15 protein-coding genes and 1 tRNA gene are annotated in these 18,968 nt (G+C 63.4%); 4 read left to right on the plus strand and 12 right to left on the minus strand.

What is annotated here, in order from left to right:
• Position 1 precedes the first annotated feature (1 nt).
• From RHODMAR_RS13015 to RHODMAR_RS13050, 8 genes are all read right to left on the minus strand, one after another.
• The gene (locus RHODMAR_RS13015; RefSeq protein WP_008715238.1) at positions 2-1,690 is read right to left on the minus strand and encodes a nitroreductase family deazaflavin-dependent oxidoreductase; all 1,689 of its coding nucleotides are present in this window, start codon (positions 1,688-1,690) and stop codon (positions 2-4) included.
• Positions 1,691-1,917: 227 nt separating this feature from the next.
• The gene (locus RHODMAR_RS29100) at positions 1,918-2,289 is read right to left on the minus strand and encodes an STAS domain-containing protein (RefSeq protein ID WP_008715239.1); all 372 of its coding nucleotides are present in this window, start codon (positions 2,287-2,289) and stop codon (positions 1,918-1,920) included.
• A gap of 193 nt (positions 2,290-2,482) precedes the next feature.
• On the minus strand, positions 2,483-3,412 hold the full coding sequence (locus tag RHODMAR_RS13025) for an aldo/keto reductase (RefSeq protein ID WP_008715241.1): 930 nt from the start codon (positions 3,410-3,412) through the stop codon (positions 2,483-2,485).
• Between the two features lie 98 nt (positions 3,413-3,510).
• The gene (locus tag RHODMAR_RS13030; RefSeq protein ID WP_008715243.1) at positions 3,511-4,095 is read right to left on the minus strand and encodes a hypothetical protein; all 585 of its coding nucleotides are present in this window, start codon (positions 4,093-4,095) and stop codon (positions 3,511-3,513) included.
• Between the two features lie 98 nt (positions 4,096-4,193).
• Positions 4,194-5,279 carry a glycosyltransferase family 4 protein gene (locus tag RHODMAR_RS13035; RefSeq protein ID WP_008715245.1) on the minus strand — a complete coding sequence of 362 codons (1,086 nt, stop codon included), beginning with the start codon at positions 5,277-5,279 and terminating at the stop codon, positions 4,194-4,196.
• 51 nt (positions 5,280-5,330) lie between these two features.
• Complete coding sequence (locus RHODMAR_RS13040; protein WP_008715248.1) at positions 5,331-6,593, minus strand: hypothetical protein; 1,263 nt, start codon at positions 6,591-6,593, stop codon at positions 5,331-5,333.
• Positions 6,580-7,689, minus strand: a complete 1,110-nt coding sequence (locus RHODMAR_RS13045; protein ID WP_042939046.1) for a glycosyltransferase — start codon at positions 7,687-7,689, stop codon at positions 6,580-6,582. Before RHODMAR_RS13045 ends, RHODMAR_RS13040 begins: the two co-directional genes overlap by 14 nt.
• On the minus strand, positions 7,679-8,320 hold the full coding sequence (locus RHODMAR_RS13050; RefSeq protein WP_008715250.1) for a hypothetical protein: 642 nt from the start codon (positions 8,318-8,320) through the stop codon (positions 7,679-7,681). The genes RHODMAR_RS13045 and RHODMAR_RS13050 overlap by 11 nt, the downstream gene beginning before the upstream one ends.
• Before the next feature lie 92 nt (positions 8,321-8,412).
• Here RHODMAR_RS13050 and RHODMAR_RS13055 point away from each other — a divergent pair, with 92 nt between their 5' ends.
• Both RHODMAR_RS13055 and RHODMAR_RS13060 read left to right on the plus strand, forming a co-directional pair.
• Positions 8,413-8,733, plus strand: a complete 321-nt coding sequence (locus tag RHODMAR_RS13055) for a hypothetical protein (RefSeq protein ID WP_051048010.1) — start codon at positions 8,413-8,415, stop codon at positions 8,731-8,733.
• A 36-nt stretch (positions 8,734-8,769) separates the two neighbouring features.
• Positions 8,770-9,693: an alpha/beta hydrolase gene (locus RHODMAR_RS13060; protein WP_008715253.1), complete on the plus strand. Its 924-nt coding sequence runs from the start codon at positions 8,770-8,772 to the stop codon at positions 9,691-9,693.
• On the opposite strand, the gene RHODMAR_RS13065 is transcribed toward RHODMAR_RS13060, so the two are convergent.
• On the minus strand, positions 9,687-13,829 hold the full coding sequence (locus tag RHODMAR_RS13065) for a bifunctional nitrate reductase/sulfite reductase flavoprotein subunit alpha (RefSeq protein WP_008715255.1): 4,143 nt from the start codon (positions 13,827-13,829) through the stop codon (positions 9,687-9,689). The two genes, RHODMAR_RS13060 and RHODMAR_RS13065, sit on opposite strands and share 7 nt — an antisense overlap.
• A 259-nt stretch (positions 13,830-14,088) precedes the next feature.
• On the opposite strand from RHODMAR_RS13065, the gene RHODMAR_RS13070 reads away from it, so the two are divergent.
• Entirely contained in the window at positions 14,089-15,282 is a 1,194-nt protein-coding gene (locus RHODMAR_RS13070; protein ID WP_008715258.1) for a L,D-transpeptidase, read from the plus strand.
• A gap of 19 nt (positions 15,283-15,301) precedes the next feature.
• Here RHODMAR_RS13070 and RHODMAR_RS13075 read toward each other — a convergent pair whose 3' ends face one another.
• The 3 genes from RHODMAR_RS13075 to orn all read right to left on the minus strand — a co-directional run bounded on the left by RHODMAR_RS13075 (position 15,302) and on the right by orn (position 17,145).
• Positions 15,302-16,051 carry a M23 family metallopeptidase gene (locus RHODMAR_RS13075; protein ID WP_232433647.1) on the minus strand — a complete coding sequence of 250 codons (750 nt, stop codon included), beginning with the start codon at positions 16,049-16,051 and terminating at the stop codon, positions 15,302-15,304.
• 328 nt (positions 16,052-16,379) lie between these two features.
• Positions 16,380-16,455, minus strand: a tRNA-His gene (locus tag RHODMAR_RS13080).
• 78 nt (positions 16,456-16,533) lie between these two features.
• Entirely contained in the window at positions 16,534-17,145 is a 612-nt protein-coding gene (gene orn / locus RHODMAR_RS13085) for an oligoribonuclease (RefSeq protein WP_081605992.1), read from the minus strand.
• A gap of 94 nt (positions 17,146-17,239) precedes the next feature.
• Here orn and RHODMAR_RS13090 point away from each other — a divergent pair, with 94 nt between their 5' ends.
• Positions 17,240-18,964, plus strand: coding sequence for a helicase HerA-like domain-containing protein (locus tag RHODMAR_RS13090; protein WP_008715264.1), 1,725 nt, complete (start codon positions 17,240-17,242; stop codon positions 18,962-18,964).
• Positions 18,965-18,968: the final 4 nt, after the last annotated feature.

Raw genomic sequence — 18,968 nt, forward strand, 5'->3', positions numbered from 1 at the left:
GTCAGTCGTCGAACTCGATGCGCACCGAGATCGGGGTGGTCTGGAGCGCACGAAAGCCGGCTCCGATGAGGCGTCCGAGAATCCGGTTGTCGGAGAACGACCTCACTCGGACGACAACGTCGTCGTCGGGCACGAAAGTGGCTGTTCCGCTCCGCCATTGGCTACCCACGCGAATTCGGATCCGCGGTTCGTCCGAGATGTTGGCTCCCCAGCCCGACCGGGTCCCGTGTTGGGAGATCACCCACGCTCCGGAGTCGTCGAAGGCCGCCGACACCGGCACGCGCCTCGCAAGACCGGTTTTGCGGCCCACGGTCTCGATGTCGGTGATCAGCGAGGTCGTCACTCCGAGGGAGGCCAATCCGTTCACGATGGGATTGGCAACGTATTTGCCGATCAAGCGCTCGCGTCGGAACTTCGCGGCAACAGCTTGTCCGCTGGCGTTGCCAGAGCCTCGACGGTTGCGGAATGCGTCCCAGCCGTTTCGCTGCACCATCGATGCCGCAGTTCTCCATGCCGGACGGCGCGAATTCGGTTGCTGCCCAGCGCCGATGAGCTGCAGTTGGTCGGTGTGCCACTGCAGGTCGAGCGCACCGTTGATCTGTTTGAACGCGCTCGCCTTCGACGGGATTCGCAGAGTGACGCGTGGTGATTCGACGCGATCCAACGTGCCGTCGACGAGAGAGCTCGCGACAGCGGGGGAGAGGGCCGTGGGCCGACCGAGACCGACCATGTCGCACTCACCCGACTGCACGGCCGCACTCATCACCGAGCGGGTACGGAATCCTCCGGTCACGGCCAGTGGCACGGTTCCGGCGGCCTCGCGCACCGTCCGCGCATACTCCAGGAAGTAGGCCTCCCGATCACGAGTGCTCGCGGTACCCATCATCGCGGGTGATTCGTAACTGCCACCACTGATTTCGATCAGATCGATCGATTCCTGAACAAGATGCTCGACGGTGATGCGCGATTCTTCTTCGCTGAACCCGCCGCGTTGAAAGTCTGCCGAATTGAGCTTGATTCCCACCGCGAAGCTCGGGGACACCGCTGTTCTGATTGCGCGGACTACTTCCAGTACGAATCGCATTCGCCCGTCTAGATCGCCGCCCCACGAGTCTTCGCGCTTGTTCGAGAGCGGCGAGAGAAACTGCGAGACGAGGTAGCCGTGTGCACCGTGGATCTGGACGCCGTCGAAACCGGCCGTCTCGGCCACAGCCGCTGCGGTGGCGAATCGGCCGATGATCTGGTGGATCTCGTGCTCGCTCAACGCCCGCGGCGCTGGGATGCCCGGGATACTGGGGGCAATGGCGGATGGCGCAACGGGCTTGGCGTGGGTGACGATCGGATTGGCTTGCCGGCCGGGATGATTGAGCTGCATCCAAATGGGAGCGCCGCCGTCCGACGTCGCTTTTGCCCAGCGAGCCAGGGCATCGTGGTCGCGGTCGCCCTCGATGACCACATTGCCCGGTTCACCGAGATGCGAGCGGTCGACCATCACGTTGCCGGTCACCACCAGGCCATAGCCGCCTGCACCCCACTGGCGGTACAGCGTCTCGAGGCGTGAGTCGGGGGCATGCTCGGCGGTCGCCAGTCCTTCGCTCAACGCTGACTTCATCACGCGATTCGGCAGGATCTGCCCGCAGGCGAGTGTCAGTGGGCTGCTCAGATCGATGACGTCGGTGTCAGGTGACAAGGCGTTGCTCCGATTCAGAGGGCTGCGTCGAATAGCTCTGCTGAACAGCAAAGAAAAAGCGACTGTAGATTCAACTTTTCGCGGTACTCGGTGTCTGGGCCAATGCTCCTGTGGCACTGCTAGTTTCGATGGTGTTGCCGTCACACTGTTTCTGCCGTGGCCACGAGCCGAGGGTGACGGCGTGCTGCTCGCGTGGCGGGGTTCCGGGGATGACGCCGGCGAGTAAGTCAGTCGACGGGCGTGACGCGCGGATCCGTCACGATCGTCGCCGCGCCCAGTGCTTCGAGAATCATGCGGGCCGGACGCGTCGGAGCGAAGACCTCGAGTCGACCGTCGCTGCGAGCAGCAGCGTCGATGATCACGCAGGCTGCGCCCGAGTACATGAAGGAGACTGCCGACAAATCCAACAGCACGACGGTTTCGCCGCGCGAGGCCTCGTTCAGGGCGCACGCCAGATCTGCACGAGCGCTCAAGTCGAAGTCGCCGGTAGCGCGGACGACAGTCAAGCGAGGGGAGTAGGACTCGGTGCCGATCGAGTAGCGGGCAGCTGCGCGATCGACGGATACGAGACGGGAAACGAAGTGGTCGGTGACAGTCACGGTGCGAACCTCTCAGTCCGGATGGCCTAACGACCGGCATGCTCTGGGTGGAACCCGAGGGCTACAGATTCCGTTGCACGCCGTGCGTTGATCCTGACAGCGCAACGTCACCGAATCGAAGCCTCAGGGTCACGGAATAATAGCGATTCGATAACGAGAAGGTAACGTCAGATGTGATCACGCTGAGCGGCGCTCACGGCAATGTGTGGCCCGCTGCGCGGAACAAGCGATACCATTCCTGCCTGGTCAATCGAAGGTCCGAACCGTCGGCTGCCTCGCTCACTCGATCGGGATCGGTGGTGCCGAGCACGACCTGGATGTCGGCTGGGTGCCGGGTGATCCAGGCTGTCGCTATCGCCGAGGGTGTCGAGTCGTACAACTCGGCAATCTCGTTCAAAGCTTCGTTGAGCTCGAAATAGTTCTCTCGGTCGCCGACGAAGACTCCGGACGGTGTGCCGCTCTGAAAAGGTGACCACGCCTGAAGAGTGATGCCGCGTGTCCTCGCGTAGTCCAGCAAGCCGTTGTCGCGGTCGACCGATTGGTCTTCGGTGCTCATATTTGCGGTCAGGCCCGCCGCGATCAACGGCGAGTGCACGATGCTCAGCTGAACCTGATCGAAGAGAATCGGCTGCGAAACAGCAGTTTTCAACAACTCGATTTGACCTGGAGTGTGATTGGAGACGCCGAAACCGAGTACTTTGCCCGAGGAGTGCAGCGTGTCGAACGCTGCGGCGACCTCCTCTGGTTCGACCAGGGTGTCCGGTCGGTGCAGTAGAAGTGTGTCCAAATGATCGACGCCGAGGGCAGTCAGCGATTCTTCGACCGTGGAGACGATGTGATCGGCGGAGAAGTCGAACCAACCCTCGCGGATGCCTACCTTGCTCTGAATGTCGATGAGCTCGCGCTGCGACGGCGTCAGGGTTACCGCATCTCCGAATCGCTTCTCGCAGGCGTGCGGGGTGCCGCCGTATATATCGGCGTGGTCGAACACCGTGACACCTACGTCCAGTGCCGTGTCGACCAGCCGCCGGATCCGGCTGTCGTCGAGCTGGGCAATGCGCATGAATCCGAGCACGATGCTCGACACGATGGATTCGGTGTGGGGGAGGGTGAAGGTGCGCACGTGGGCTCCTCAGCTGTTCGACGGGACGATGGTCGACGGCATCGACGACCGTTGCCAGCAACGAGGAACGGCCGAATCTCGCGGCCGTGATGGGTCGACTACTCGAATTCTGCTCGTATCGACTGGGTCGTGAGCTGCAGCATCACGACGAAGCCGGTGAGCGTCACCACGATCGGGGCCCACAGAACCACGGCGACGAAGGTGTCGACTCCCCGCTCCATCACGATGTAGACCGCGACTATGGACGTTCCCAGGAGGCACAGCAGAATGTGCGCGGCCAGTCGCCACTTGTCGAAGAAGAATCCGGCCAGCATTCCCATCGGGATGAGGAAGGTGCACTTACCCAGCGTGACCTCGGGCTCGAAGTTCGCGGTGATGGTTGCGCCGAAGATCGCCAGATCGGCGATGACCACGAAGGCAAAGGCCTGGCCCAGTGTCGGCCACGGACCGAACCACCAGAATGCGCCCATGATGTACGCGGCAATCATGCAGGTCCACTGCACGATCGACGGTATTGTCGTGGTGGCCCCGTAGCCGAACGCCATTTCGAGGGTGACCACGACGGCCATGGCCAGAGCAGCACTGGAAACGACTCGTCTGACGAGCGGTGTGACGGCGAAAGACGTCATTACGCCCATACCCCATTGGTAATGCTCGTTCGATCTCGTGATTGCGCGAGTCACTGCAGCCCTCCCTCGTTACAGCCGACATACGATTGAAACACAGTCGTCCGTATGTATGTCCGAGTTTCCACCAACTACGGGCTCGCTGTACAGGGCGCTCAGCTGATCAGTTCGCGTAGAAGCGCAGGAAGCGTCTCACGGATGTCGTGGCAGCTGGCGACGCGGTACCTTGCGGACTCGCCGATGGTGCGCCGTCGTGTCGCATCGCCGATGACAGCCGACAGCGCAGCGGCCAGGTCAGTGGCGTTGCCGGGCTCGACGAGAATTCCGGCACCGTCGCGGAGAAAGTCGTGAGTGCCGCCATGGTCGGTCCCTATCACCGGCAATCCATGTGACATGGCTTCGAGAACCGACAATGGACCGGCTTCGGGTGACGTACTTGCGGAGACAACTACATCCCATCGTTGCAGCGCAGCTTCCGAGTCGGTGTGTCCGAGGAATTCGACCCGACCTGTCAGGTCGGGTCGTGAGGCTCGCTCGTGGAGTTCCGCGACGTATTCACGATCGCCGGGAAAGCTGCCTCCCGCGAGTTCGACTCTGATATCGGGAAGCGCGGCGACAGCATCGAGCAGGACTCGATGTCCCTTCCACGGGGTCAACAGAGCCAACATGCCCACGACCGGCGGAGTATGCAGTTCGCCGCCGAAGCGGGGAACCGGCCAAGGCACACCGTTGTGTGACACAACCACCTCCAGGCCTGCAGTGCGTAGGGGTTCGGCAGTGGCATCGGACACCGAGACCGCGACGCGAACAGCGGGACGCGCGAATCGAACCACCAGACGCTGTTTGAGAGAGGTCATCGTGTCGTGGACGAGCCACGACGCACCGCGAGTGGGTCGCGCGAATCTCGCAACGGGGAGCGCGAACAGCGAATTGACGACGGTGGCCGTGCCCGGTGCCTGGGCGATCGTGCGTACTGCGCGTGCGGCGGTGACCCACCGCCCGAACATGCGCATCGCTGCGACGCCACGGGCTGCACCTCGTTGCCCACCCAGACCGAGCTCATCGATGCGGATATGTCGTGCCGTCCCGGGCAGACGATCTGCCAGGGGACCGGCCGGGCAGGCCACCACCGTGTCGTGGCCTCGGCGCTGCGCCTCGTCGATCAAATCCAGTAGCACCTTTTCGGCACCGGAGACCTGTCCGGTGTGGGCGAGGAACAGTACTGTCGATCGGTCGGTCATGGGCGGGCCCGTCTGTGCGGCTGTGATGGTTCGGGAGCTGATCTTCCTAGTTCAGTGCGCATCGCGCAGCAGGGCGACGGGGTCTTCGCAGATACGACGCAGTGCTGCGTCCATGACGGCGACGCCGACCATTTCGGAGCAGAACGAGGCCGTGTAGGTGCGCCCGCCCGCGACTTCGGCGATGAGCATCGTGCAGCCGTCCGGGCCGTCGGGCTCGAGCGATGCCGCTACCTGCGGTGGTCCGGCATCGTCGGCCCATTCGAGATGGTCGAAAATTCGTAATTTTCCGAGGTCACTGACGGCCAGCCTCAACGTGTCCGAAACTTCGGTCACCGAATCGGCGTGCTGCTGCCGACCAGAAGATCGAATCCTCGAGGTTGCATCCCGTAGCTGTGACATTCCCAGTATTGCTATGGGCCAGCCGGATTCGATCACCTCGCGCATGATGCCGGCGATCTCGTGGGGCGAGGTGGCGGCCGGAATACGCAGTGGGATGCCGACGGCGAAATTTCCGTGCGAGCCCTGCTGCGCCGGATCGAGATAACGTCTGTTGTTGAACAAGACCATGATGCGCTCGTCGACGTCGATACTCTCGGCACGCAGTGCCGCACTCACCAGCGCGATCGAGATCGCCGCCGAGGTCGCGCCTGGAGTGTTCTCGGCAGTCCAGCGTTTGAGTTCGTCGACACGTGCTCTGTCCATGTACCCGGCTCGGCTGACCTTGCTGTCTTCCCAGTTGTCGATACGGCGACGGGGAGTGTCGGCATCGGCTTGCGCTCGATGACGCGCTCGCAGCTTCCAGAAGGCCCCGAGAGTCCGAGGATTGCGAGAATAGTGACGCCACAATGCTTTCCATGTCATACCCGCCGGTATTCCGGCGGCGAGGCCGGGAACCAAAGCCCCGTCGGCGTCGTCGCAGAATGCCGCCAACATCATCACGCCTATCTGACCGTCACCGATTCCGTGTGAGTAGTCGACAGCGAGATAGTCGTCGAACACGATCACCTCGAGTGGTCCTCGCTCACCGCCACGCGCTCGAATGTCGGTCAGTACGCGGCCCAGATCCTCGGTGGCAGCAGTACTCGAAATGACATTGTCGCCGGCAATTCCATTGCGGTAGTGCCACTGTCGTGCATCCGATCGCGGTTCGAGCGCAACGTGGGGCGCGTCGTCGACTCGCTCGGCGGCGGCAAGCGTTCGGCGCGTGCGCTCGATGTCGAGTCCGCGAACAGGACCGACAGCGGTCACTATTCGGGTGTCGGCGAAGACGCGGTCCAGCGCGGTCGCGCGATATCTACGTTCAGCGGACGGCATCGACGACCTCCTGCATACGACTGCGGAAGTTGGCCCTCGAAAAGCCCTCCGCCCACGTACGAATCTCGTTGCGGTCGAAGTCTCCGGGAGCGAACGACCTCATCGCTTCGGTGAATCCGGCGACGACCGCCTCGTCGGAACCCGGTGCCACATGCACTCCGGTTCTCCCCGGTATCACCGAGTCCATGGCACCACCGTCGCCCAACGCGATCACCGGCGTTCCGGTGGCCATGGACTCGACGGGAACGATTCCGAAGTCCTCCACTCCCGGCATCAGCAGGGCGCGGGTCGTCCGATGCAGTTGCAGCAGCTTCTCGTGCGAAACTCGGCCCAGAAAAGTCGTTTTGGGGCCTGCCAGTTCCCGGCAGGCATTCATGGCTCGTCCGTCTCCGGCCACCACAAGAGGAACATCGGCCTCGGCGGCGGCGCGCACGGCGATGTCCGGGCGCTTGTAGGGAACCAGGCGGCCCGCGAGCAGGAAGAAGTCCTCTCGCTTCACGGACGGGTCCGGCGTGAAGCCTTCGGTGTCGACTGGTGGATGGACGACGACCGCGTCACTGCGGTGCCACCAGTCGTCGATACGCTGCGCGACCGCGGTCGAATTGGCCACCACCGTGGTCAATTTCGGTGCCGCGTCGATCTCGCACCGGCGGGCCACGGCCGACAACGCCGTCAGGATCGCTGCTCCTGCTCTGCCGCCACCTTCCCCCGCCCGCAGTGCCGGATCCCACGCCCAGCGCGCCGGGCTGTGCACGTACGCGATCACCGGTGAGTCGGTGGCGAACACCGCCTGCGTGGCGAATGCGTGATGGCTCACCACCACGGCGTCGAACCCGCGCAGTGGCATACGTCTGAACGCGAGCGGCATCAGGGGCAGTACGGGCGCGTAGGAGCGTTGTCCCACTGCGTTGTAGATCCTGTTCAGGCCCGACGTGTGTGGTGCTCGGACGAGTCCGGTCGGAACGCCTGCCGGCCGGGCGATGGGTGCGAACACTTCAGCAGCAGGCCAGTGCAGAGCGAGCTGCTCGATGACATGTTCCGATCCAGCAATCTCGGTGAACCGTTCGTGAACGATGGCGATTCGGTCAGCTGGCATCGCGGCGTTCCTCCATCGCGGTCGTCTGCGTGGTCGGTTCCACACGGCGGTCTGTGTTCTTGCTCTGCAGGACAAGATGAACGGGGATGTCGAACTCGTCGAGGCGTCGAAGCGCCGCGGTGGCGGCCTTCTTGTCTCGGCCCCGTGTCGACACCATGATCACGACACTCTCGACGTCACCCACGTCGGTGTAGTGCCACCAGTCCTCCGACAATCCGTATTCGGCTGTTGCTCTGCGCCGTCGGGTCGTTGCACCGCCGCCGTCGGATCGCACGTCGTCGGATCGTTCGGAATCGGCTCCCTCACCGACGAGAAACACGATCACGCTCTCGCCCCTGGGTGCGGCGTGACGAGCCCCGGTCGTGGACCGGTCGCCGCGCTCGAGAGCAGCGATCCTCGATGCCACCAGGGGAGGCACGGCGTCGCCGGTCGCCGGGTCGAAGTGGGCCCCGAACTTACGCGATGCGCGACGGGCCCACGAGCGAGAAGGTTTGCGGCTGATTCGGCCCCGAAGCAACACGATCAGCTCGGCAGCGACGATGAATGCGGCGAGTGCGGCGACGAGAGCCTCGGACAGCGGTTTCGGCGAGACCGGCACCGTACTCTGCTCGGGGTTGGACAGTACGACCAATTGATCTCCGCTGGCCGCAGCTTCCAACTCGCTCTGTCGAGCGCGCAGGTCGGCTGCCCAACGACCCCGACACGGCGTCGTGGAATACCGCCATGAAAATGTGGTCGATGCGTGATGTGATGGTTGCCGGAGGCGATGCGAACAAGCAGATCTGGATCACCGAATTCGGAGCACCGACCGGTACCAACCCCAACAGCGTCGATGAACAGACGCAGTCCGACACCATCGGGATCGTCCTCGATGCAGTCGTCGGTAACGACTGGCTGGGCCCTGCATTCGTCTACTCGGTGCGTGACTCGGGGTCGGACACCTCCGACGTCGAGCAGAACTTCGGGCTGGTGCATCGAGACTGGACGCCCAAGATCGCCTACGGACGTGTCGACGCCTATGCCGCGGAGCACTCCGGTCGGTGATCGACCGATTCGCCTGTCGTGGGCTAGTGTCTGCCCATGAATTCGCAGCCGGGGGGCTCGGTACCTGATCGCATCGACGTGACATTCGATTCACACGGGGACGCCTGCGCGGCGTGGCTCTACCTTCCGAACGGCACCCATCCTGCACCGGTGATCGTCATGGGGCACGGGCTCGGCGGAACTCGGGAAATGCGACTGGACGCCTACGCGGAGCGTTTTCGAGCCGCAGGGTATGCCTGCCTCGTCTTCGATTATCGCTACTTCGGGGCGAGCGGCGGAGAACCACGACAGCTACTCGATATCGAATCGCAGCTCCAGGACTGGGCTTCTGCTATTGCCCACGCTCGTTCCCGATCGGATGTGGACACGTCTCGAATCGTCCTGTGGGGCTCGTCGTTCGGCGGAGGGCATGTCATCGTGGCCGGTGCCCGAGACCAGCGGGTAGCAGCCGTGGTTGCACAGTGTCCGTTCACCGACGGAATCGCATCGGGACTCGCGTCGAGCACCTTGACGTCGATGAAGCTGTCCGTCCGTGCGCTGGGGGATCTGGCGGGGTCGATGATCGGGCGGCCGCCACTGATGGTGTCGACGGCCGGACGGCCTGGGACGACGGCATTGATGACCTCTCCCGACAGCTACGACGGTTACCTGGCACTTGCGCCGGATGCCGACGAGTCGTTCCACAACCGGGTCGCGGCCAGAGTTGCGTTGCAGATCGTGCGGCACCGGCCCGGGCGTCGGGCAAAGGACGTTCGCTGTCCCATCTTGTTCGTCGTCTGCGAGACGGACTCGGTAGCGCCGGCCGAGGCCACGCTGCGCTACGCACGGACGGCACCGCTGGGTGAGATCAAGACCTACGCCGCCGGTCACTTCGAGATCTACCTGGGCGAGGCATTCGAGCGGGTAGTGGAAGATCAGCTCGAGTTCCTGACCCGCACTGTTCCACCGACTTCTCAGTAGACGTCGCGCACGTATCGCTTTTCTGCAGCAAGAGCTTTGACGTAGGCTTCGGCGCTGCTCGGTGCGAGCTTGCCGTGTTGGGCCACCACGCCCTTCAGCGCAGCATCGACGTCCTTGGCCATGCGGGACGCATCGCCGCAGACGTAGAAATGAGCACCGCGGTGAATCCAGTTCCACAGCTCTGCGCCGTACTCGCGCATTCGATCCTGGACGTAGACCTTGTCCTTCTGATCGCGTGAGAACGCCACATCCAAGCGATTCAACGAACCGTCGCTCAGCATCGCGGTCAGTTCGTCGCGGTAGTAGAAGTCGGTATCTGCGTGCTGTTCACCGAAGAACAGCCAATTGGGACCGGTGTGCCCGAGTGCCCGACGCTCGTGCAGAAAAGCCCTGAACGGGGCGACTCCGGTTCCCGGGCCAACCATGATCATCGGGGTAGCGGGGTCGTCCGGCGGCTTGAAGTGCGAGGACCTCTGAACGAAGATCCCCACATCGTGGTTCGCCGCGTGGTCGGCCAAATAGGTCGAACACACTCCGCGTCGGGGAACTCCGTGCACGTTGTACCGCACCGCCGACACGGTCACCTGCACCTCGTTGGGGTTCTCCTTCGGGCTCGACGAAATGGAATACAAACGCGGCTGCAGCGGCTTGAGCACGCCCAACCAGTCTTCGACCGAGGCCCGAACCGGATGGGCGGCAAGCACATCGATCGACTGGCGACCCCACATCCAGTCGGACAGCGCAGGTCGGTTGTCGGGATGCAGCATCGATTCGAGATCGTCGTCCGCGGTCCGTCGATGCACGAACTTCAGCAGATCCGTTGTTGCACGCGCAATTTCGAGGTGGCTACTGAGCGCCGTGTGCAACGTCATCGAGTCGTGCCCGGTGAGGTCGACCACTGCCTGGCCGTCCAGGCCGGTAGCGAGTAGCCACTCGTCCACGAAGCTGCTGCTGTTGCGAGGCCAGACGCCGAGTGCGTCTCCGGCCTCGTATTCGAGTGTGCCGTCGGGCAGATGAAACCCCAGTTGACGAACGTCTTTGATGGACCCGCGCGCGGTCAGCACTCGATTGCGCACGACAGTGGTCACGAGCGGGGACTTCTTGCTGTATCTCTCCGACTCGGTGTCTCTCGTTACGTGCACGACGTGAGGTTCGGTGACGTCCACTCGTGCCGCGTCGGCCGGGGCGTCGCCGTCGCGACAGAGCGTGTCGACCACGGCATCGAGCCACGTGGCCGCCTCGCCCTCGTAGTCGGGTTCGCAATCGACTCTGTCGAGCAGTCGCTGGGCACCCAACTCGCTGAGACGCTCGTCGATCCTTCGGCCGTGACCGCAGAAGTCGGCGTAGCTCGAATCGCCGAACGCGAGCACGGCATAGCGGATTCCGGGTAGCGCCGGTGCGGACTCGGCGACAAGGCTGTCCCAGAACGTCGCCCCATTGTCAGGTGCTTCGCCATCGCCGGTGGTGCTGCTGACGATCAGCACGTCTGCCTCGGCGGGCAACCGATCGACGGTGAACGAGTCCATCGAGTACTCGGCGATGTTCAGTCCTGCTCCCCGCAGGTGGGACAGGCAGGACTGGGCGTACTCCTCTGCGGTGCCGGTCTGAGAGGCCCACAGCAAAAACACAGCTGGACGCGAGGAATCAGCAGCATCGGCCGCAATGTCGGCGGCGGCACCGCCGGCCTCGGGTGAACGTGAGTACAAACCAGCGAGAACGCCGTCGAGCCATGCGTGATTCTCGGGGGACAGGGGAGTCCTGAGCGGCAGAGTAGGAGTGCCCGCGGCACTGCGCCCCGCGGCGCTGCCGAGACCTTCGATAAGCCCGGCGACGTAACGTTGTTCCATGGTGGTGAGCGGTTCTGCGGGACGAGAAGGTCGGCCGACGATCGCGGCGAGAGCATCGACGGGATCGTCCACACTGTCATGCCTCGAGGGCGACGCCTGCAGGGCTGCAGCAATTTTGGTGAGCACGACAGCACAGGCCTTGAACTCGGGTTGTTGAGAATACGGATCGATGGCGTCGTTGGTGACCGCGTTGATCGCCAGGTCCTCGCCGAACTCGTCGTTCCAGTGAAACGGTGCGAAACAGTTGCCAGGGAGGACGCGATCGCTGATCACAGCTGGGAGAACAGCGCGCCCTCGGCGGGAAGCGACCTCGATGCTGTCGCCGGCGGTCACGCTGAGTCGCTCGGCATCGAGGGGGTGCACCTCGATGAAGGGCCCGGAATCGAGTTTGTTCAGCTTGGCGACTTTGCCGGTCTTGGTCATGGTGTGCCACTGATGCGGTAGCCGACCGGTGTTGAGCAGAAACGGATAGTCGTCGTCGGGCATCTCGGCCGGCAGCATGGCCGGCCTGGCGAAGAACTGGGCCCGCCCGCTCGGGTTGGGGAAGGACAGCGCCGGAACCGAACCATCCTCGGATACCCGTTGCCGTTGGCTGACTCCGTCGTTCAGGTAGCGGATCGGGTGTCTGGTCGTCGCTGCATCGGGGGGACACGGCCATTGGATGGGGGCCTGGCGTAGACCCTCGTAGGTCACTCCGCGGATGTCGTAACCGGTGTTCGGGTTCCAGAATTGCTTGATCTCCTCGAACACCTCCTCGGCGCTCGTATAGGTGAATGCCTCCGAATACCCCAGTGCGCAGGCCATGTCGGCGATGATCTTCCAATCCGGCAGTGCCCCGCCCGGTGCCTCGACTGCCGGCTGAAACAGAGTCAGGTTGCGCTCGGAATTGACCATCACGCCCTCGGCCTCCGTCCACAGAGCGGCGGGCAACATCACATCGGCGTAGGCGTTCGTTTCGGTATCGGCAAATGCATCCTGGGTGATCACCAACTCGGCGCGGTCGAGACCGTCGATCACTGTGGTCCGGTTTGCTACCGACGCAACAGGATTGGTGCAGATTATCCAGCATGCCTTGATCTCGCCCGCGGCCAGCTTGGAGAACATCTCGATGGTTCCGCCGCCGACATCGGTGCGCAGAGTTCCGCGCGGAATGCCCCATCGATCCTCGACGAAGTCCCTGTCGGCGTCGTTGCCGACCGCACGCTGGCCCGGCAATCCGGGGCCCATGTAACCCATTTCCCGCCCACCCATGGCGTTCGGTTGGCCGGTGAGGGAGAACGGCCCGCTGCCAGTCTTGCAGATGGCACCGGTTGCCAGGTGGAGGTTGCACAACGCGTTGGTGTTCCAGGTTCCGTGCGTCGACTGGTTGAGGCCCATGGTCCAGCAGCTCATCCAGTTCTTCGCGGTGCCGATCATCGTTGCCGCGGCACGTAGTTCGTGCTCGTCCAGACCCGTTGCAGTACAGACTTTCTCCGGTGCGTAATCGGCGAGGAAGTCCGGCATCGCGTCCCATCCGCCGGTGAAGTCAGCGATGAATTCGGGGTCGGTGTTGCCGTCCTTGACGATCAGAGCGAGCAGTCCGTTGAGCAGGGCCAGGTCCGATCCCGGTTCGAGTTGCAGATGCAGGTGTGCCTTGTCCGCCGTGGCCGTGCGTCGTGGATCGACGACGATCAGCTTCGCGCCCGCCTTGACGCGATCCATCATCCGCAGGAACAGAATGGGGTGGCAGTCGGCCATGTTCGAGCCGATGACCAAGAACACGTCGGCGTGGTCGAAGTCCTCGTACGATCCCGGCGGGCCGTCGGCTCCCAGCGATTGCTTGTAGCCGGTTCCCGCACTCGCCATGCACAGCCGGGAGTTGGATTCGATCTGATTGGTACCGATGAACCCCTTGGCCAGCTTGTTCGCCAGATACTGCGCCTCGATCGACATCTGCCCCGACACATACAGCGCGACCGCGTCCGGACCGTGTTCGTCGATGATGGTTCGGAGGCGTCCAGCGGTGTCGTTGATCGCCACCGAGGCGTCCATGCTTTCCGGGCGCTCACCGCGCCGGTGCCGAATCTGCGCTTTCTCCAGCCGTCCGGGCCCGGCGAGCATGTCCGCCGTAGTCGTTCCCTTGGTGCACAGCCGACCGAAGTTGGCCGGGTGGGACTTGTCCCCGACGGACTTGGTGACGACGGACCTGCTCGGCCTCGCATCAGAGGACGAGGAAAGACCGCCGACCTCGAGCACCATGCCGCATCCCACGCCGCAGTAGGCGCAGAGTGTCTTCACAGTGGTGGCCATGGATTCCACAGTGCCCGGCCCAGGGTGCGCGACCGTTACACGTCAGTTAGCCGAACATGACGTTGTCCTCACCGTCCTGCGCGAGGCCCGGTGATGTTCTGCCGCGGAGCTAACCGGACTCGGTCGGGAGGTAACACGAACATTGCGCACCGCGATTGGTACTCGAACGTTATTCATCGAACGGGCTGTCGAGTGGAATGTGAAGATTCTGCGCTGGACAATCGTCCGGGTCGGGCTCGAAGTGGGAAGTGGTGTGTTGATGAGGGTGTATCGCGGATTCGTACTCGCCGCGGTGGGAGTCGTTGCTTCGGTAGCGGTCCTGTCGGGATGCAGTTCTGCATCGGACATCTCCGAACCGTCGGTGCCGATCGATTCCAACCCGATGACCGAGCTGATGAAACCGAAAGTGACTGCGAGCGTCGTCGACGGAGCAGTCGGATTCTCGCCCGCCGATCCGGTGTCCGTCTCGGTGGCCGACGGCAAGTTGTCCTCGGTGACGATGCTCGACCCGGCAGGCAAGCCTGTGTCGGGAGCCATTTCTCCCGACGGTTTGTCGTGGACCAACACCGAACCGCTCGGTTACGACCGCGAGTACCGCGTACAGGCCGATGCCTACGGAGTCGGGGGAGCGTCGAGCACCGTCACGAGCTTCACCACCAGTCAGCCCGGAAACTTCACCAAGCCCTATGTCCTGCCGAATCCCGGTGCCATCGTGGGCATCGGACAGCCCGTCGCGGTCCAGTTCGACGAACAGATCACCGACAAGGTTGCTGCGCAGAACGCGATCACGGTCACCACGACGCCTGCCGTCGAAGGCGCGTTCTACTGGGTCAACAACAAAGAAGTTCGCTGGCGGCCGCAGAACTACTGGGCCCCCGGCACCGAAGTCGACGTGGCGGTGAACGTGTACGGGCGCGATCTCGGTGACGACATCTTCGGGCAGGAGGATGCCACGACGTCCTTCACGATCGGCGATGCCGTGATCGCCACCGCCGACGACAGCACCAAGCAGGTGACGTTCAACGTCAATGGCCAGGACGTGATCACCATGCCGACGTCGATGGGTAAGGACAGCACGCCCACCGACAACGGCGTCTACATCATCGGTGACCGTTTCGATCACCTCGTGATGGATTCGTCGACGTACGGCGTTCCGGTCGATTCGTCGACTGGCTACCGCACGCCGGTCGACTGGGCGACACGAATGTCCTACAGCGGCATCTTCTTCCATTCGGCACCGTGGTCGGTGGGGCAGCAGGGCTACTCGAACACCTCGCACGGTTGCCTGAATCTCAGTCCTACCAACGCCAAATGGGTGTACGACAACACCAAGCGCGGCGACATTGCCGTGGTGAAGAACACCGTCGGTGGAACTCTGTCGGGCACCGACGGACTTGGCGACTGGAACATTCCGTGGGACAAGTGGAAAGCGGGCAACGCCACCACGGTCTGATCGGCCCCTGGAGCGTCGGTCAGCTGCGGTCGCGGGTCTGATAGAGCGTGGGATCGATTCCCAGCGTCTTCAGGTATGCCATCGGTTCGATGCTCGAGCCGTTGTTGCGCACCTCGAAGTGCAGATGTGGTCCGGTCGAATTGCCCGTGCTGCCGACCGCCCCGAGGACTTCTCCCGGTGCGACCTCGTCGCCGACGGACACCGCGATGCTGGACTGATGTCCGTAATAGGTCTCGGTGTTGCCACTCTTGACCCGGACGAGCTTGCCGTAGCCGTCGCCCGCATCTCCGGCCTGAACGACGGTTCCGCCGGTGACCGCGTGGATCGGGGTCCCGCTGTCCGCAGCCAGGTCCACACCCTGGTGGTACTGAGCGCCGTAGCCCGTCGGGTTGTTACGTCCACCGTAGCCCGAAGTGATGCGGTACTTGCCTGCATCGATGGGGAGCACTGAACCGCCGAGTCCGATGGCCGGCGGCGCGATCGGGATTGTGACCTCGGGGAGGTCCGCGGCGCTCGGTGCGTCGGATGTGTCCGGTGCCGAGAGTACGTCGCCGTCGAGAACCAAGGCAGCGACCTGGTTGATGAGTACGCCGGTGGCGTCGAGCACGGCGGCGAGGATCGCGGCCCGCTGCTGCGCGTCGGGCTGGGGGATCGGGATCTGGGGCAAGTCGATCGTGGGTTGTGCGGTGGCCACCGCTGGGCTGAGCAAGCCGGTTGTGCCGATGCACAGTGCCGCCGACAAGATCGAACCCGCTATGACTCTGTGCATTCTGCGACCCACGAAAAAGCCTCCTCGTCTGCGCCCACCGCGCACCCGTCGGATGGGTGCGAGCTGGACGTAAGAACATGTTCGGTGACGCTTCGGGGCACGCTGAGCTCACGTAGCAGAAAACACATGAATCACATTGGTACTTTTCTTCCCCAAAAGTGCCAATGGTTACCGTACGTCACATCTACCCCACAGGGAACTTCGAGAGTCGAATTACAACAACGTAATTCGAGGTCAGGGCGGTTGTGGGGACTGCGGAACGACTCGACTCCGGCGATGTCGACGCACGAAAAAGGCCGGTCTCGCGAGGAGACCGGCCTTCTTCGTATGGGGTGAGCGACGGGACTCGAACCCGCGACATCCAGGATCACAACCTGGTGCTCTACCAGCTGAACTACGCCCACCATTGCACGCGTCCGCAGAACCTTTTCGGGCTCTGCATCAGCAGCGTCGACAATACTAGCGGGTTGAATCCACGGTTGCTAATCCGCCCCTGATTGCGTGTCGAGATCTTGAACGACAGCCGCGATGTCGCTGGTCGACGGCCCTGGCTGTGCCACGAATGCCGTACGGCGGTAGTACTGCAGCTCTTTGATGGACTCCTTGATGTCCGCGAGAGCACGGTGCGCCAAACCCTTGGGGGGCTGTCCGTAGTAGATCCGCGGGTACCACCGTCGGGAAAGTTCCTTGATCGAGCTGACGTCGATCATTCGGTAGTGGAGGTAGGTATCGAGGGTGTTCATGTCGCGAGAGATGAACCCACGGTCGGTGGCGATCGAGTTGCCGGCGAGCGGCACCGTCCCGGCTACCGGGACGTGCTCCTTGATGTACGCCAGCACGCGCTGCTCGGCCTCCTCGAGAGACACCTCCGACGCGCGCACCTCATCGGTCAAGCCAGATTTGGCGTGCATGGCGGTGACGACGGCAGGCATGTTCGCCAGCGCATCGTCGTCGGCATGAATGACGATGTCGATGCCCTCCCCGAGGATATTGAGCTCGCTGTCGGTCACCAGCGCAGCAATTTCGATCAGCTTGTCCTTACTCAGATCCAAGCCGGTCATTTCACAGTCGATCCACACGAGTTTGTCCTGCACTCGCTCCACAGTAGTGCGCGTACTACAGCCGCTAGGGTTTGCGGTGGCGATCGAACCAGTTCAGCAACAGCACACGTTCTTGGAGGACGCGGACATGACAGTCGACCCGACGCAGCCGGCACCTACGCTCAGTCCTGCAGAGAAGGCGAAGGCGGCCAAGGCTGCCGCCGTCGAAGCTGCACGGGTGGCTGCCGAGGCGCTGGCCGCGGCCGACGCCGCCGAAGCCGAGGCGCTCGCCGCTGAGCAGGGGCAGGCGCCGACCGCGACCGGAAAAGCTGCCGAGATCGCCGCCGGATACGCCTCTTCGGGCGCCGCGCTGGAACTGGGCACCGTGGTGCTCGATGGTGTCACCGACCCCGCTGCCGCCATTCGAATTCCGTTGGCCACGTTGAACCGGCACGGTCTCGTTGCCGGGGCCACCGGAACCGGTAAGACGAAAACTCTGCAGGGCATTGCCGAGCAGCTCTGTGCTGCAGGTGTTCCCGTCGTCATGGCCGATGTCAAAGGCGACTTGTCCGGCCTGTCGAAGCCGGGCGAGGAGAACGAGAAAATCCGCAGCCGAGCTGTGGAGACCGGTGTTCAGGACTGGACACCCGCCGGCCACCCGGTGGAGTTCCTCTCGCTCGGCACCGAAGGAATCGGAGTGCCGGTGCGCGCCACCATCACCGCGTTCGGACCGATTCTGCTCAGTAAAGTGCTGGGGCTGAACAAAACTCAGGAATCGACCCTCGGCCTGATCTTCCATTGGGCAGACTCCCAGGGGCTCGCCCTGCTCGACCTCAAGGACCTGAGGTCGGTGATCATGCATCTGACGAGTGACGAGGGCAAGGCAGACCTGAAGGGCATCGGCGGTGTCTCCTCGGCGACCGCAGGGGTGATTCTGCGCTCGCTGGTCAACCTCGAAGCGGACGGCGGCGACACCTTCTTCGGCGAGCCGGAGCTCGAGACCGAGGATCTGCTGCGCGTCGGACCGGACGGGCGAGGCATCATCACACTGTTCGAGCTCGGAGCGCAGGCATCGCGTCCGGTCATGTTCTCCACGTTCCTGATGTGGGTGCTCGCCGACCTTTTCCAGACGCTGCCCGAGGTCGGCGATATCGACAAGCCCAAACTTGTCTTCATCTTCGACGAAGCGCACCTGCTCTTCGCCGATGCGTCGAAGGCGTTTCTGCAGCAGGTCGAGCAGACCGTAAAGCTCATTCGGTCCAAGGGCGTCGGCGTCTTCTTCTGCACGCAGCTGCCCACCGACGTCCCCAACGATGTTCTCTCGCAATTGGGCGCACGCATTCAGCATGCCCTGCGCGCGTTCACCCCCGACGATCAGAAGGCGCTGAACAAGACGGTGCGCACGTACCCCAAGACCGACGCGTACGACCTCGAGAAAGCTCTGACCTCGCTCGGGACCGGTGAGGCGATCGTGACGGTCCTCTCGGAGGGAGGCGCTCCGACGCCGGTGGCGTGGACGAAGATTCGCCCGCCCCGCTCGCTGATGGACACCATCGGCAACGACGCGATCATGGCGGCCGCGTCGTCGAGCTCACTGTCCGTGAAATATCGGCAGACGATCGATCGCGAGTCTGCCTACGAACGGATGCAGGCCCGGGTGGCGAACGTGCCCGCTCCGGCCGAGAAGTTCGACATCCCGCCCCTGCCCGCGGATCTGCCGGATCTATCCCCGAGCGAGCCGGACGGACCGTCGGCCGCAGAACGGATCATGGACAATCCGGCGGTCAAGAGCTTTCTGCGATCTGCTGCGTCGGCGGCCGGACGCGAAATATCGCGCAGTATCTTCGGAACCGGACGGCGCCGAAGGCGCTGATGCG

It is taken from the genome of Rhodococcus sp. AW25M09 (assembly GCF_000333955.1).
GTDB lineage: Bacteria > Actinomycetota > Actinomycetes > Mycobacteriales > Mycobacteriaceae > Rhodococcoides.